The following is a 16,146-nucleotide window of genomic DNA, read 5'->3' as shown; positions in this document are numbered from 1 at the left end:
GCCTATAACCTACCCGAACAGCAGACCATCATAGGGGCCTGACTGATCCTCTTTAGCTATATGATAAATACTGACAGTAAACTGCGTCCCCTTACCCAGAGTCGAACTGACCTCTATGGTGCCGCCTATACGCTTGATAATACCGTAGCTCAACGACAAGCCCAGCCCGGTACCATCCTTACGGGTGGTATAGAAGGGATCGAATATCCGGCTCAATTGCTCCTGCGGGATCCCTGAACCTTCATCTTCAATCTCTATCTTGATCCCCACAGGTTCATCCTGTTCCACCCAATCATAGGTGCGGATCCAGATCCGCCCCTTGCCATCCATAGCATGAGCGGCGTTGACCACCAGATTGATCAACACCTGCAGTAATTGTGGACGATTCACCTGCACCGGATAACTGGCGTTCAGCTCAGGCAACAACACCACTTCCTGCTTACCCAATGAGTGACGCACCAGCAGCTGCATCTCTTCAATAATAGGTGTGATTTGATGCATCTCCAGCGGCGCATTGAATTCACCGGGACGACTGTACTGCAGCAAGCTGCGAATAATTGTACTAATACGGCCTACCTGCTGGATGATGAGGTCTATTTCCTCCTCAACGACCTCAGCGTTGTCACCAAGCTCCACCCGCAGCAGTTCCATATTACCGAGGATTACGGCGGTAGGGTTATTGATCTCATGGGCAATCCCAGCGGTCAATTCCCCGAGGGCGGTCAGTTTTTCATTGGTCACCAACTGCTGACGGGTTTCGTTCAGCAATTGTACGTTGCGCTGCAACTCTTCGGTTTTTTCCTGCAGGCTACGGGTACGTTCCTCGACCTTCATCTCCAATTGCTCGGCTGCCGCTTGAATTTGCGCATTGCGGCGCTGCAACAAATCGAGCATACGGTCAAACTGCTCTGCCAGGTTGGCCAGCTCATTGTCTCTGTCCAGTCCCAGCTCGCCGATACGCAGGTTACGCCCGGACTGCACCGCCTTAACCACTTGATGAATTCGTTCAATCGGTTGCAATAAACTGTAAGCGCCGCGATAAACCAAGAGTCCGGAAACCAGCAACACCAACATCAAAATGGTGCCCAACTCTATGATATTAAGAAGATAGTTGTGGATAAAAGGCGACTCGGAAAACCCGGAATAGATCATGCCTATCCGTTGACCGCGGATATCGGTCAACGGCGCATAGGCCGAGATAAACCAGTCGTTGTAAACAAAGGCTCTATCAACCCAGAGTTGGCCTTTGACCAACACCTGCTGACGTACCTCCTCCGACACCAGTGTGCCCAATGCCCGGCCGCGATTCTCATCTTCTTTGGGGAAGAAATGCAGAGGCACATTGGTGCTGATGCGGATATTGTCGAGGAAGATGGTCACAGTGCCTATGGAACGTTCCGGCAGTGTGCCCTTGTCATAGACCAGATCGCGAATATGATCGACGATGCGAGTGTTGCGATTAAACAGGATCCCACCATCCAGATACCAGCCGATCTTGCCGTTTTCATCGGCTACCGGCAGCAGGCTGCGGCTGAGCATGCCCCGCTCTTCAACTTCCCTATCGGGATTTTGTGCCCTCAAGGTCATTTTCACCGGGATCTTGGCACGTTCGGCCAACTCGGGATCGATTCGCGCCAGCCGCGAGCTGGAGAGTACCATCAACCCGGAATAGGCGCTTTGTCCCTGAACCAAGGGCAGCATCTGCCGCAAGTCCGGATCGGCCGCCGCATCGGCGATTCTAACCAGACGCAAAAAATCGAGATCCAATGCTTTGCGTTGCTGATCCAGAAAAACATTGAGCTCTTTCTGCTTCAGCTGTTTACCTTCGAGTATCGAGCGAAAGTGGGTCTGGAAATCGAAGGACTGCATCACATGTTCCAGCTGTTTTTCCTGGCGCTCCTGCACGGCATCCAAGGTGTTATTGGCCACGGTCAGGTCTGCTTTGACCTTCATAAACAGCTGTTTGCCTGTATAGCTGATGTTCCAGTAAATGGTGATAAACACCAGGCTCACCAGTGTCAGCAAGATGGGCAACAGAGTCAGGATCAGAATGCGATAACGCACCTTTGCCTGTAGCTGCTGCCAGCTCAGGCCAAAGAGCCGTTTGAACAGTGACAAGCTCAGACCTCCGACTCGCAGTCAAACCACTCTTTGTATTTACGATCCAGTGTCTTGCGAGACACTCCCAGCACCCGGGCTGCCGCCGACTTGTTGCCTCCGTGGGAGTCAACGACGGCGGTGACATGGTCTTTCTCCACATCCTTGAGCGCCCAGTCGTGGGGATAGCCAGGCTGAGCATTCAGTTCGGCCTTGGGCTGTTCTTTCCAGTATTCCGCCGGTGGCTTACCGAGCAGAATGCAGCGCTCTATCATGTTACGCAATTCGCGGATATTCCCCGGCCACTGATGTTGCTGCAGTTTGAGCAGGTCCTCATGGCTCCAGACCACCTCTTTCACCCCGAGCTCTGCGGCCAACTGACGGGTAAAATGATGGGTCAATTCCACCACATCATCCGGCCTTTCCCGCAATGGCGGGATCACTATGTCGAGCACATTGAGACGGTAAAAGAGATCGCGGCGAAAATGCCCGGCTTCAACCTCTTCGGCCAGTTTACGGTTGGTTGCCGCTATCACCCGAACATCAATATTGACTTCTTTCTCGCTGCCAACCGGACGAATCGCTTTTTGTTCCAGCACCCGCAGTAAGGCCGTCTGCATTTTCAGCGGCATTTCCCCGATCTCATCGAGGAAGATGGTGCCGCCGGAGGCAAAACTAAATAAGCCTTCCCTATTGCCCTTGGCGCCGGTAAAGGAACCTGCAGTATGACCAAAGAGTTCACTTTCCAGCAACTCTGGGGCAATGGCGCCGCAGTTAACCGGTACAAAGGGGCCCTGACGACCACTGAGCAGGTGAAGTTGCCTGGCCACCAGCTCCTTGCCCGTGCCGGACTCGCCTTCGATAAGCACTACGGCATTGGTCGGTGCCACTCGCTCAATCACCCGCTTGACCTCCATCATGGCATCACTGTTGCCTATGATGGTGGAGGAGTAGCCGCTGGACACTTCCCGGCGCAGCATCAGGTTTTCCCGCTTCAATAAGCGCCGCTCGATGCAGCGATCGACCGCCTTCATCATCTGCTCAAGATGAAAGGGCTTCATGATGAAGTCGGAAGCGCCGGCCCTAAGTGCCTGAATAGCCACTTCCATATCGGCATAGCCCGTCATAAAGATGATGTCGGAACGCCGCTCTTGATCATCCAGCGCCTCACGCCACTCAATACCTGAGCGGCCGGGCAGACGTATATCCACAATCAGCAGATCGAAGTGACAACGGCTTCGCAGTTGTTCAGCTTCTTCTATGCTGGCGGCGGTTTCTACCAGGGCAAATTTCTTTGCCAGCGCTTTGTTGAGGAAACTGCGCATACCGGGCTCGTCGTCGACGATCAACACGGACACGGCAGAAGGCATTGGCTTAGACTTAAGTGGCTTTTCTATCTGGCTCATATTGTCGGCTTCAGGACATTTTGACTCAATTGAAATAGATTCTATCATTGATACGGTAAAAATTGGTCACTATGAACCAGCGAAAAAGCCGATTGGGACAATTTGTCTGACACTTATTTACCAAGCTTGGGATCCAGTTCACATATTGGATCCCTCAATATCGGTTTATAGCTGACATTCATCTTTGGCACCCAAATTGCTTTATTGGGTGCGAGTACAAGGCCGTGGCCCGCTGGCTTATGGGTTCGGCACACTTATAAAATCATGCCAAGGAGCAATAATGTTGAACTTGAAACAACTGCTGGGTCTTGCCATTGCGGCAGGCCTGATGATCTCTGCCCCGGCTTCCGCTCAGGAAACCATCAAGCTGGCCACCACCACAAGTACTGAAAACTCAGGTCTGCTGGGTTACCTGCTGCCAAAATTCGAATCTGAATCAGGTTACAAGGTACAGGTGATCGCCACAGGTACAGGTAAAGCCCTGAAACTGGGTACCCAAGGTGACGTGGATCTGGTGATGACTCACGCTCCTGGCGCAGAAGCCAAGTTCGTTGCCGACGGTTTCGGTGTTGAACCTCGCGGTATCATGGAAAACGACTTTGTTGTCCTAGGCCCAAAGAACGACCCTGCCAAGGCTCGTGACAGCAAGAATGCCGAAGAAGCCTTCGCCAAAATCGCCAAGTCAGGCGTACCTTTCGTATCCCGTGGTGATGACTCAGGTACTCACAAGAAAGAACTGTTGATCTGGAAAGCCGCCAACGTGACTCCAGACTTCAAAGGCTATACTTCTGTAGGTCAAGGCATGGGTAAAACCCTGCTGATGGCTAATGAACTGCAAGGTTACACCCTGTCTGACCGTGGTACTTTCGTGGCTTACAAAGCCAAACTGGACCTGAGTATCGACTTCGACGGCGGCGCCACTCTGGCCAACCCTTATCAGGTTATCCTGATCAACCCTGCCAAATACCCTGATCTGAATCACAAAGGTGCACGTGCCTTCAGTGATTGGTTGATTAGCAAAGAAGCACAAAGCATGATCAACAGCTATAAAGTTCAAGGTGAACAACTGTTCAAGGCAACTTACGGCAAATGAGTGAAGGCTGGTTAGCCCTTATACAGCAGGCCCTCGGCCTGCTGTTTTCCAGAGACCCCGAAGTCTGGTCTATTATCTCCGTCTCTTTCTCGGTATCTTTCGCGGCACTGCTGATCACCTTGCTGCCGTCCATGATACTGGGGTTCGCCCTGGCGTTTGTTCAGTTTCCCGGTCGCTGGCTGGTAACCAACCTGGTGCAAACCCTGCAATCCATTCCCACTGTGGTGGTTGGCCTGTTGGCTTATCTACTACTGACCCGTAACGGTGCCCTGGGCGACCTGCGCTGGCTCTTTACCCAAAAGGGGATGATCCTCGGGCAGATGATGATCTGCGCCCCGGTACTGATAGCCATGAGCCATGCCGCCTTCACCAGTGTCGACCGCCGCGCCTGGGAAACCAGCCGCACCCTGGGTGCCAGTTGGAGCTCGGCTATCTGGGTGGTTTGCCGCGAGCTGAGAGTACCGCTGTTACTGGCGATTATCGCCGCGTTTTCCCGTATCATTACCGAAGTCGGCTGTTCCATGATGGTTGGTGGCAATATAGCCCATGTTACCCGTAACATACCCACCGCGATTTCGCTGGAAACCAGTAAAGGGGACTTCGCCCAGGCCATAGCCCTTGGCTTAGTGCTGCTGGTGCTGGCACTGATACTGAATTTTGCTCTGGGTACTCTGCGCGGCAGGGCCAATCCCAGAAGTCATTAGGACGCTTGATGATAAAGCTGATAGCCCAAGATCTTGAGATGCGTTTTGGTGAACGCCTGTTATTTCGCGCCCGGCAACTGGAGTTTTGCCAGGGCGAAGTCATCTATCTGCAAGGTGACAATGGCTGCGGTAAAACCACTCTGATGAAGCTGCTGGCCGGCTTACTCAAGCCCAGCGCCGGTACCATCTATACCCAAGGATTTCCAGCTGCGCCCTGGTGGCGAGGTGATACCTTGCTCGGCAAGGCTATTTACCTGCATCAGCACCCATACCTATTTGAAGGCAGTGTCAGCTACAATCTGCAACTGGCGCAGAAATACAGCAGCCTGGATAAAGCCGAGCAGCGCACTAGGATGCAAAGCGCGATAGAAAATGCCCAGTTGGGGAAACTGCTCAAGACTAACGCCTCAACGTTATCCGGCGGCGAACGGCAACGGCTGGCACTGGCCAGAGCCTGGCTGTTGAAACCCAAGTTACTCATGCTCGATGAGCCCATATCCAATATGGACAGGGCATCGCAGCAAACCGTTTTTGCTATGATTGCCGAATTAAAGCAACAAGGTACTGGGCTGCTGATCAGTAGCCACCAGCACTCAGAGCTGACCGCACTTTGTCACCAACATTGGCATATAGAATCACAACAACTGACAACCTCAGCCAATTTGAGACTGGCCACGGAAGAACTGCAGGAGGAGAACTATGTCGCAGCGCATTGATGCGGTAATACTCGCCGGAGGCATGGCCAGGCGTATGGGCGGAGAAGACAAAGGACTGGTAGATCTGCTGGGGCGTCCCATGATTGCCCATGTTATCGACAGGGTAAAACCTCAGGTGAATCAGATCCTGATCAACGCCAACCGCAATCAAACACGTTATGCTGAGTTCGGTTTTCCAGTCATTGCCGACCTGGAACAGGGCTATCCCGGGCCGTTGGCAGGGATGATCAGCGCCCTGGACAAAACAGACGCCGATCTGCTGTTAGTGGTGCCCTGCGACTGCCCTTTGCTGCCCAAAGACCTGGTTGAGCGCATGGCGCAAAAACTATTGGCATCAGAAGCGGATCTCGCCGTGGCATCCGACGGCGAGCGGGAGCAGCCAGTGGTTATGCTGCTCAAACCGACGGTGAGGGATTCGATGCAGGCGTTTCTCGATTCAGGCAGGCGCCGTATTGATCTCTGGTACAGTGAGCACCCGGTAGTGGTTGAATCATTCGCCGATCAACCCAACGCCTTTATTAACGTCAACACCAACGAACAAAAACAACAACTCGCGGCGGAAATATCCCAAGCTTAAGAGGTTTCTATGAGCACTGTCTTTACCAATCCCCTGTCCATTCCCGTGTTGGGCTTCTGTGCCTATAGCGGCACAGGCAAGACCACGCTGCTGAAGCAGTTGATCCCTGAACTGAATCGTCGTGGTTTGAGACTGGCAGTGATCAAACATGCCCATCACAACTTTGATATCGATGAGCCGGGTAAAGACAGCTATGAGATGCGCAAAGCCGGTGCCAGACAGATGTTGGTGGCCTCCCATGTACGTTGGGCCTTGATGACAGAAGATCCGCTGGACAGAGATCCGGATCTGCTGCATCTACTCGGCCAGCTGGAACAGGACAAGGCCGATCTGGTGTTGGTGGAAGGCTTCAAGAAACTGGCGCTGCCCAAGATTGAATTACACCGAGCCGCCCACGGCAAACCCTTTATCCATACCGAGGATCCCAATATCCTCGCAATAGCCTGCTGTGACGAAACCAAGCTGCCAGGGGAGATCCGCCGCCTGGATCTCAACAATGTGGCGCAAATTGCTGATTTTGTGCAGCAGTATGTTCGCGATTATCACCCCGAATCCAAGCCCTCTTCAGCAAGAGCCCTGCCCTTAAGCGCCTGTGAGCTCGGCAGTGAACAGAATCTGTCGGTACGTCAAGGCATTGACCATATCCTGGAGCAAGTCAAACCCGTCACAGAGACAGAGCTGTTGACGCTCGATGAGGCCGACAATCGTATTCTGGCCCAGGATGCAGTATCACCTGTGAATGTGCCACAGCAGACCAACTCGGCAATGGATGGTTACGCCTTCGCGTTTCAAGACAACATGTCACAACCCTTTGAGCTGAAAGGAGAAGTTCTGGCCGGTCATCAATATTCTGGCCAGTTGCAGCCGGGTGAAGCGGTGCGAATTATGACAGGTGCGCCGGTTCCTCTGGGTGCAGATACCATTCAACCCAGAGAGCTTGCCACCGAAACTGATGGCAAGGTCAGCTTCAGTGGCAAAATCTACCGCGGCCAGCACGTGCGTCTGGCGGGTGAAGATATAGCCCAAGGCGCCGTTGCCCTAAGTGGTGGTACACGTTTGGGCGCTGCCGAGCAAGGCCTACTGGCTTCGCTGGGACTGTTTGAGATGCCCCTCAAACGCCGCCCCAGAATTGCCGTATTCTCCACCGGCGATGAAGTCAGCCAACCCGGCACTGAGCTGAAGGCCAACTGCATTTACGACTCCAACCGCTATACCATCAAGGCGATGGCCAAGCGTCTGGGCTGTGAAGTGCTGGACTTGGGGATCATCGAAGACTCAGAAGCGGTTCTAAGCCAAACATTGAGCCAGGCGGCGACTCAGGCCGATGTGATCATCAGCTCGGGCGGGGTGTCTGTCGGCAATGCCGATTATATCAAGACAGTGCTGGCCAAGCTGGGAGAAATCAACTTCTGGCGTATCAATATGCGCCCGGGACGCCCATTGGCATTCGGTAAGATAGACCAAACATTGTTCTTCGGCTTGCCCGGCAATCCTGTGGCCGTGATGGTCTCTTTCCTGATGTTTGTTCAACCTGCATTGCGTAAACTGGCCGGTGAACCAAGCTTGCAGCCAAGACTATTGCCGGCGATTGCCGATGAAGCCATGCGCAGCCGCAGCGGCCGCACCGAGTTTAGCCGCGGCATCATGACCCTGGGAGATGACGGCCAATTGCACGTACGCACGACCGGTGCCCAGGGCTCAGGCATGCTCAGCTCCATGGTCAAAGCCAACTGTTTGGTGATTATCGGCGAAGCCGATGAACGCATAGAGGCGGGTGAAACCGTCTATGTACACCCGTTTGCAGACCTGCTCTGAGGCTGCCCTTGAACAGCCTGAGTGACGGCTTTGGCCGCAAAATAGAGTATCTGCGCCTCTCCATTACCGACAGGTGTGATTTTCGCTGCATCTATTGCATGAGTGAAGATCCCTGTTTTCTGGAGCGGGAACAGGTATTGAGCCTGGAGGAACTGGCTTTTATCGGCCGTGCCTTTACCGAGCTTGGCGTCAGCAAGATACGCCTCACCGGCGGCGAACCCTTGGTACGCAGCGATTGTGACCGCTTGGTGGCGCAGCTGGCGACATTACCCGGGCTCAAAGATCTTTCCATGACCAGCAACGGCTCCAGGCTGGCCAAACTGGCTCCGGCGCTGAAAGCCGCCGGCTTGAACCGCCTCAATATCAGCCTGGACACCCTAAAGAGCGAACTCTTCACCACCCTGACCCGCAACGGCAAGCTGGAGCGAGTGCTCAAGGGCATAGATGCCGCCAAGGCGGCCGGCTTTGACAGGATCAAGATCAACGCCGTGATCCTCAAGGGACGCAACGAAAACGAAATTATCGATCTGCTGGAGTATTGCCGTCAAAAGCAGCTGGATATCGCCTTTATCGAAGAGATGCCTCTGGGTGTGATGGAAGAGCGTTCTCTGCCAAGACACATGAGCAGCAGTGATGTCAGGGAAATTATCAATCAACGCTGGCCCTTGAGCCTGTCATCCAAGCGTACCGGCGGCCCGGCACGTTACTACAGCATGGCCGACAGCCCTATCCATATAGGTTTTATTTCACCCCACAGCCATAACTTTTGCCATGAGTGCAACCGGGTCAGAGTCACGGCCGAAGGCCGCTTGCTGCTGTGCCTGGGGAATGAACACTCGCTGGATCTGAAGCAGCTCATCCGCAGCCATCCAGGTGACATAGACGTGTTGAAGCAAGCTATCTTCGAGGCGATTCAGCGCAAGCCCAAGGAGCATCACTTCGACGATCCCAATCAGGTGCAGATCCTGAGGTTTATGAACAGCACGGGTGGCTGATACCTGCCACCGTGCTACACTGGCGATTCAACCTCAATCAAACTATTTTTGCCCATGGCACTGACCCGCAAACAGTGGAATAACATCATTATTCTGGCCTCCATTTTGATGGTGTCGGTACTGACCTTGCTGGATAAACGCATGAACTCGGTGCCCGATACCCGCGATCTGTTTGACAGCCATACTGAACTGCAACAGCTGCAACTGGACGGGATCTGGTTGGCACAGGCCGCCACTGGCCAATGGCAGTGTGATCCCAAGGTGCTCAATTGCGCCGACTGGAGTCAAGCCTGGCTCAGTATTCGGGTATCACCATTGGCCAGCAAGCCTGAACTCACCCAAGATGAGCGGCCACAAGAGTTGCTGCTGAAAGTCAGCGGCGCTGCCGAGCCACAACTTTGGCTGTTTTATCCCCATCAAGGACTGCTTAAATCTGCCGCCGGGAACTGGTATCTTATTCCCCCCAGCCTCAGAAGTGGTGTTGTACCTCTGCTGAGTGTATCCACAAGCTGATAGAGCAGAGAGCCTTATGCCAGAATTGCCGGAAGTGGAAGTGACCCGCCTCGGGGTTGCGCCGTATCTTGTTGATCAGACCGTCAGTAACCTTATCGTTCGGAATCCTTCACTGCGTTGGCCGGTACCTGAAACGGCCCGCAATATCATAGGACAGACCATCAGAGCCGTGCGCCGCCGCGCCAAATACCTGCTGCTGGATACAGATGCCGGTACCTGCATAGTGCATCTGGGGATGTCCGGCAGCCTGCGGATTTTGCCCCGTAGCACACCGGCGGAGAAACACGACCATATAGATTTGGAGCTGGAAAACGGCCGGGTGCTGAGGTTCAACGACCCGCGCAGATTCGGTGCCTGGCTCTGGTGCGAGTTGCCGGAAACGGCTCATCCACTACTGGCCAAACTGGGCCCCGAACCCTTAACGGATGCCTTCAATGTCGAGCAACTGCACGCGGCACTCAAGGGCAAGAAGAAGGCGATAAAACTTTGTCTGATGGACAATGCCATTGTGGTGGGTGTCGGTAATATCTATGCCAACGAAGCCCTGTTTGCCGCCGGGATCCACCCGCAGGCCGATGCCGGTAAAGTGGATAAAGAGCGGCTGACAGTGCTGGTCGCCGAGATAAAGCTGATCCTGGCTCAGGCCATCAAACAGGGCGGTACCACACTGAAAGATTTCACCAATGCCGAAGGTAAACCGGGTTACTTTGCCCAAAAGCTGCATGTCTATGGCCGCGGTGGGGAAACCTGCACCCAATGTGGCCATCTATTATCCGAAATACGCCTGGGACAGCGCAGCACAGTGTTTTGCAGCCTGTGCCAGACGCGCTGACCCAAGGCTATTCCCGCATCCACTGCCCCGGATGCGGGGTGTAGTAACTGACCATAGTCTTGGGCGACTGACATTCGGGCAGACTCGCCGATGCCGACAGTAAATACCAATCTTGCCTGTGGGCCGAGCCCATATTCTGCCCCTTACTCAAATCAAAGCATTCAAGGGTTACCCAACCGGGAACCAGGAGATAGCGTTGTTTACCTTGTTGCAGCCACTGCCAGGCCCGGCGCTCCTGCTCGGCAGTGGATGCCAGATAGCTAAAATGGGTAATACTTATGGGAGAAAACAGAATAAACTGCTCCTTGAAGCGGATTAATCCAAGCTCAGCTTCCTCACCTATCACCTCGGCAGTATGTTGCATCAAAGCCTTGGGAGTACGTATTTCATCGAGTAACAGATAACCCCAGGTGCTGACCAGGAGCCATCCCAGAATAGTTACAGCGCCGGCCCTGAACAGCGAAGGCTGCTTCCTTAGCCACCAAATCAAAATTAGCCAGGAGGAACCCAGCACCATAAACAGGTAGCCGATACCTGTAAGATCATCGGTATAGTCCGCCAACCTCTCAAGCAACTTAGGATGATGCAGCAATGCCAGCACCCCAAGAGTCAGCAGCAAGCCCCCCAACAACCACAACAGGGCGGACACCAAGCGCTCAAACCATAGACTCAACTGTGCTCCCTGCAATGCAGCCGCAATGGCCAGCGCGGCCATCGGCAGTGCCGGTAAAATATAGAGATTGCGCTTACCTGGGCTGATACTGAAAAACACCACCACCAACAAGACCCATAACAGCAAGACGGCAATGCCTGGGTCTGCCTTAATGGCCGCCCAGAGGCGCTTTCCGTAAGCCAATGCCAATAAAGGCAGAGGGAACCAGAGCCAAGGAATGACACTGAAAACAAAGAAATACCAAGGTTTGATATGATCCCAGGCGTTGACGTAACGTTCACCCGTTTGCTTAAACAAAATATTGTTCATGTAAGCCAGGTGATCCGGGCTCGCGGATGCTTGAACCGTCAGTATCATGGGAACCAACCAGAGCGCAATTACGGCCAACATGGCGACCGGCCCCAATAGCGCCCGCCAGCGCCAGCTCTCTCGCCATAAGCCTCGTTGCCAGCTGTAAAATGCCAACGGCAACAGCAACAGCAGAGGCAGAAAGCCAACCCCCTTGGTGATAACCCCCAAACCCATAAAGCCCCAGGCGGCGAAATACCAGCCCCAACTCGGCCCTTTGAGGAAATGGCGCAAGAGGCCATAACACCCTAAAGTAATCCAGCACATCACCATGGCATCTATCTGGGCATTCTTGGCCTGCATCAAAAATTGCGGCACCAATAGCAGCAGCAGAGCAGCATTGCGGCCAGTGCGAACATTCCAAAGTCTGGCGCCCAGATCGTAGACCAGCATCACGGTCAACAAACCACACAGAGCATTGGGCAGCAAGAAAGCCAGCTTGAGGTCACCAATCAAGGCGTAGCAAAGTGCTATGGCCCACATGAAAACCGGCGGTTTATCAGGATAAAATTCGCCGCCGCGACTGGGAAACAACCACTGACCGCTACTGACCATTTCTCTGGCGACTTCGACAAATCTGGGTTCGTCAGCAGGCCAGGGAGAGCGGAATCCAATTCCCAGCAACATAATAAACAGGGTCAGCCAGAACAATGCCCAAAACACCCTGGTGTAACTATCACTGTCAAAGTAGCTACGCAGCCAATTCATCAAAGCTCCTGTTTTTCTGTGACCAAATCATCCACCTGACGACTCAGGCGATTGCGGTAAAGGTAAGTTCCTATAAAGCTGGAAAGAAGCAATAGCACCAGGCTGATGCCAAGTTGATACTGATCAGACAAGCCCAAGCCGGCCCCGGCATAGGCAAAGATCAGCATCTGCGGTAAATAACCAATGAAACTGCCAAGCAAAAAACCGCCGACAGGAACCCGGGTTGCCCCGGCGAAAAGATTGGTCAACAGGTTGCTGCCCACAGGTAACAGCCTAATCATTAATACTTTAAGCCAGGTGCGATGGATGATCATCCGTTCAAAACGTTGCAGCCGTATACCAAAACGTTTTTGCAAGAATTCGCGTACCGTCAAACGGGCACAGTAAAAGCTGAGAAGGCAACCCGCCAAGGCGGCAAAGGTAGAAAACAGGGCGCCAACAGTCCCCCCAAGCGCGAAGCCGAAAACAAAGGCGATGATCTGTCTCGGCCCCCCCACGGCAGTAAACAGGGTGCCCACAGCAAACAGTAACGCCAGTCCACCACTCCCTTGGCGCTGAATAAAGTTGGCGACCCAGTTGCTGTCGGTGAGATGCTCAAACCAGCCGGCCTGAACGGCCAACATCAGCCCAAGCAAAACAGAGAGCAACAACAGTGTCTTTAGCAAACGCTTCAACTTAATCCCGGCGGCTGTGTTCAATGCTGTCTATCTCGGCAATTTTGGCCCGGCGGATCAACCACATCACCCCCAAGATATCGACGATTCCCACCCAGAGTCGATTCCAGGCAGTATATTTTGAAATACCGGCTTGTCTATCTCTGTGATTAACCACGGAAATACGCACATCTCCCCCCATACGGCGGATAAGCGCCGGAATATACCTGTGCATATGGTTGAAATAGGGAAGTTTCAGAAAACTGGCTCGTGGAAACAGTTTAAGGCCACAGCCGGTATCCGGAACGCCATCGTGCAACAAAGCATCGCGTACCCGGTTGGCAAAACGGGATTGAAAGCGTTTCCAAGCCGTGTCTTTACGGTGCTTTCGATAACCTGCGATACAAAAATCAGCACTGTTCATTTGCGGGATAAGCCGGATCATGGCGGGGATATCTGCAGGATCATTCTGCCCATCGGCGTCCAGGGTCACTATATATTCCCCCTTGGCCTCGCGCACTCCCGTGCAGATAGCCGTGCTCTGACCTGTACTGCGTTTATGACGAATAACTCGGGCATCACAGCCATTTTGCTCTGCGGTTTGTAACACTTCGTTGGCAGTGTTATCGCTGCTGCCATCGTCCACAACCAGAATTTCAAATGGAGTTGTACTTGCCAAGGCCTGACAGATTTCATTAATGAGAGGGCCTATATTGCCGGCTTCGTCTTTGGCGGGTATTACGACTGAAATCAAAAATAAGCTCCCGGGATACTGACCTAAAAACAGTTCAAGCCTATGTTCCATAGGCTTGAACTGCAGCATAGAAGTCGTTTCTTAAGGTTAAATTATGTCAACGCCGCTTTTTACGCAACCATCAAAACCAATACTGATAACATTTTAATTACAGACATAAAAAAGCCGGCTAAGCCGGCTTGGGGAAGGTGTTATTTCTCAGAATCTGTATTCGTAACTGCCAAATAGGCTGGCATCTGTATCGTTATCAGTATCGAATTCTGAACGGGAAGCAGTTCCCCCAAAAGTCATCATCCCCTTCAACCAGGGCATTCGATAGCTGAGCTCCAACATCAATAGGTCTTCCTTGGCAGGCTGAGGTGCCCAACCATGAGAAAGAGACTTGCCGTCTTTATTGAGTTGAGCATAACGCAGGTAAGCGTTGATGCCGTGGCTGTCGGCAAATTGCCCAACCAAACCCAACACATAAACCTTGGCATCGCTGTCATAGGTGGATCCCAAAGAACGTTGATAGTAACGTGAACCACTCAGGTAAGTGCTATGTTCATAGAAACAGTTAAACACATTAGGGTCGCTACCACAGGCTACCATTGTATCCGTATACTCAAAGAACAGCTTATATTGTTGCTGCGCCAGGTTGAAGCGGGTATCAGCGCCCACCAACACGGCACAGTCGGCAATCTGCCATGGCGCCGAACCGCTGGAGTCTTCACAGGTGCGCTCCAGATAAAGGCCGAAAGGCACGTTAAACAGAGTGTCGGCATAACGAATATCGAAGCCCGCCATCTGGTTGCCTAATCTGGTATTCATTGAAGGATCACAGTTGGGATCTCCATCGGCACACTCGGTTCCACCGGAAATAGCATCCCAGAATGAACCAAAACCGCAATCCTGTCCCTCACCACAGAATTGCGTGGTCCAGGAAAGGCCTATTTCCAACTGTTTGAAGGGTCTGACACTGCCACGCATATTCCACAGCAGGGTATCTTCGATGGCCCTGTCGTCGTTCATCCAACTAATACCAGTAGTCAAGGTCCAGGGACCAATCCAGGATAGCCAAGGGGTTTCAAAGCCAGCGGCATTGTTGCGACTGAGCATCACAGACGGCATGGGCCTGGCATTATTTGATTTATGCAAGGCCGAATCAAATCCTGGTCCCCACCACTGCTGCACAGCGCCTGCGGTCACTATCCAATTGCCCAATACCACAGCCATGTAGGAATCATCCGGACGAGCGTTCTCATCATCCTGAGCATCATATGCCCCGGTTCCTGCAACCTTGAAGGCAAAACGTTCTCCGACATATTCATAGGAGGCACTCAGTTGTCCCTTCTCACGATAGTCAGAACCAAAATGTTGAAATCTGGCAGCATCGGTTGCCGCCGTTGCCTTGATGGCCGCACTACCGCGACTGTCTATCGCCTGACGATAGTAAAAATTCACCCTGGAAAAGGCGTCGGTCAACGCCGGGGTCAGGGTGGCCGGCTCAACTTTGGCCAAGTCGGCACCGATACCTGCCCACATCAAGGGATAGGTATTGACCGGAACCGTGATTACCCCGGCATCGGCCAGCGCTTGTATATCGGCTCTTAAATAAATGTCAGAACTATCGACCCAAGGCGCCGCTTGACTCATAGTACTCATTCCCAGGCCAATGCCCAGCACCAAGCTTTTGTACAAAAAACTTCTCATTGAAATTAACTTCCTTGCTTTTTGATTCGGGTAACCAAGGCCTTGGCAACATCCGGATGAACAAATTGACTGACATCGCCCCCGTGCAGCGCGACTTCCTTGACCAAGGTCGATGAAATAAAAGAGTTTTCTTCCGCAGGGGTCAAAAAGACACTCTCCAGCTCAGGGTGGAGCCGACGATTCATATTGGCCAGTTGGAACTCATATTCAAAATCAGACACAGCGCGCAGCCCCCGCACCAACACATTGGCACTCTGTTCTTTGGCAAAGTCCACCAGTAGCCCGGTAAAGCCAACCACCTCGACATTATCCAGATGTGAGGTCACCTTGTTGAGCATGGCGACCCTTTCTTCCAGAGTAAAACAAGGCTGCTTCGATGGACTGGCTGCCACACCTATCACCAAGTGAGAAAATAGCGCAGCGGCACGTTGGATAAGATCCGCATGCCCATTGGTGACAGGGTCGAATGTTCCGGGATAGATGGCTTTCGTGTACATGACTCTGTGCCCTAAATTGATGGTGTAATCGCGCCTAGTTTAACGAGTTCTCTCCCTGGATTGAACCATTGAC

15 protein-coding genes are annotated in these 16,146 nt (G+C 53.0%); 8 read left to right on the top strand and 7 right to left on the bottom strand.

Annotation, left to right across the window (positions count from 1 at the left end; genetic code table 11):
• Positions 1-9: 9 nt before the first annotated feature.
• Positions 10-2,118, bottom strand: a complete 2,109-nt coding sequence (locus ACMHXH_RS09180; protein WP_039035394.1) for an ATP-binding protein — start codon at positions 2,116-2,118, stop codon at positions 10-12.
• Between the two features lie 2 nt (positions 2,119-2,120).
• A complete protein-coding gene (locus ACMHXH_RS09175; RefSeq protein ID WP_039035395.1) occupies positions 2,121-3,503 on the bottom strand; it encodes a sigma-54-dependent transcriptional regulator in 1,383 nt (460 codons plus the stop codon).
• A gap of 280 nt (positions 3,504-3,783) precedes the next feature.
• On the opposite strand from ACMHXH_RS09175, the gene ACMHXH_RS09170 reads away from it, so the two are divergent.
• The 8 genes from ACMHXH_RS09170 to mutM are packed head-to-tail and all read left to right on the top strand — an operon-like array spanning position 3,784 to position 10,748.
• The gene (locus tag ACMHXH_RS09170; RefSeq protein ID WP_039035396.1) at positions 3,784-4,596 is read left to right on the top strand and encodes a substrate-binding domain-containing protein; all 813 of its coding nucleotides are present in this window, start codon (positions 3,784-3,786) and stop codon (positions 4,594-4,596) included.
• Complete coding sequence (locus tag ACMHXH_RS09165) at positions 4,593-5,300, top strand: ABC transporter permease (protein ID WP_039035397.1); 708 nt, start codon at positions 4,593-4,595, stop codon at positions 5,298-5,300. Before ACMHXH_RS09170 ends, ACMHXH_RS09165 begins: the two co-directional genes overlap by 4 nt.
• An 8-nt stretch (positions 5,301-5,308) precedes the next feature.
• Positions 5,309-6,016, top strand: a complete 708-nt coding sequence (locus ACMHXH_RS09160) for an ATP-binding cassette domain-containing protein (protein ID WP_039035398.1) — start codon at positions 5,309-5,311, stop codon at positions 6,014-6,016.
• Positions 6,000-6,593, top strand: coding sequence for a molybdenum cofactor guanylyltransferase MobA (gene mobA, locus ACMHXH_RS09155; protein ID WP_039035399.1), 594 nt, complete (start codon positions 6,000-6,002; stop codon positions 6,591-6,593). The genes ACMHXH_RS09160 and mobA overlap by 17 nt, the downstream gene beginning before the upstream one ends.
• A gap of 9 nt (positions 6,594-6,602) precedes the next feature.
• A complete protein-coding gene (locus tag ACMHXH_RS09150) occupies positions 6,603-8,408 on the top strand; it encodes a bifunctional molybdopterin-guanine dinucleotide biosynthesis adaptor protein MobB/molybdopterin molybdotransferase MoeA (RefSeq protein ID WP_335912233.1) in 1,806 nt (601 codons plus the stop codon).
• Positions 8,409-8,416: 8 nt separating this feature from the next.
• Positions 8,417-9,403, top strand: coding sequence for a GTP 3',8-cyclase MoaA (moaA, locus tag ACMHXH_RS09145; protein WP_335912235.1), 987 nt, complete (start codon positions 8,417-8,419; stop codon positions 9,401-9,403).
• Positions 9,404-9,457: 54 nt separating this feature from the next.
• On the top strand, positions 9,458-9,916 hold the full coding sequence (locus tag ACMHXH_RS09140; RefSeq protein ID WP_039035402.1) for a hypothetical protein: 459 nt from the start codon (positions 9,458-9,460) through the stop codon (positions 9,914-9,916).
• Between the two features lie 16 nt (positions 9,917-9,932).
• Positions 9,933-10,748: a bifunctional DNA-formamidopyrimidine glycosylase/DNA-(apurinic or apyrimidinic site) lyase gene (mutM, locus tag ACMHXH_RS09135; protein ID WP_101096235.1), complete on the top strand. Its 816-nt coding sequence runs from the start codon at positions 9,933-9,935 to the stop codon at positions 10,746-10,748.
• 7 nt (positions 10,749-10,755) lie between these two features.
• Here mutM and ACMHXH_RS09130 read toward each other — a convergent pair whose 3' ends face one another.
• From ACMHXH_RS09130 to coaD, 5 genes are all read right to left on the bottom strand, one after another.
• A complete protein-coding gene (locus ACMHXH_RS09130; RefSeq protein ID WP_101096236.1) occupies positions 10,756-12,477 on the bottom strand; it encodes an ArnT family glycosyltransferase in 1,722 nt (573 codons plus the stop codon).
• Positions 12,477-13,151: a VTT domain-containing protein gene (locus ACMHXH_RS09125; protein ID WP_335912239.1), complete on the bottom strand. Its 675-nt coding sequence runs from the start codon at positions 13,149-13,151 to the stop codon at positions 12,477-12,479. The genes ACMHXH_RS09130 and ACMHXH_RS09125 overlap by 1 nt, the downstream gene beginning before the upstream one ends.
• Position 13,152: 1 nt before the next feature.
• Positions 13,153-13,884: a glycosyltransferase family 2 protein gene (locus ACMHXH_RS09120; RefSeq protein ID WP_101096319.1), complete on the bottom strand. Its 732-nt coding sequence runs from the start codon at positions 13,882-13,884 to the stop codon at positions 13,153-13,155.
• Between the two features lie 198 nt (positions 13,885-14,082).
• Positions 14,083-15,576, bottom strand: coding sequence for a capsule assembly Wzi family protein (locus ACMHXH_RS09115; RefSeq protein ID WP_413737981.1), 1,494 nt, complete (start codon positions 15,574-15,576; stop codon positions 14,083-14,085).
• Between the two features lie 5 nt (positions 15,577-15,581).
• On the bottom strand, positions 15,582-16,073 hold the full coding sequence (gene coaD / locus ACMHXH_RS09110; RefSeq protein ID WP_039035407.1) for a pantetheine-phosphate adenylyltransferase: 492 nt from the start codon (positions 16,071-16,073) through the stop codon (positions 15,582-15,584).
• Positions 16,074-16,146: the final 73 nt, after the last annotated feature.

It is taken from the genome of Shewanella sp. BJSY2023SW001, from assembly GCF_047314685.1.
GTDB classification, from domain to species: Bacteria; Pseudomonadota; Gammaproteobacteria; order Enterobacterales; family Shewanellaceae; genus Shewanella; species Shewanella indica.
This window is presented reverse-complemented; position numbering and strand designations above follow the sequence as displayed.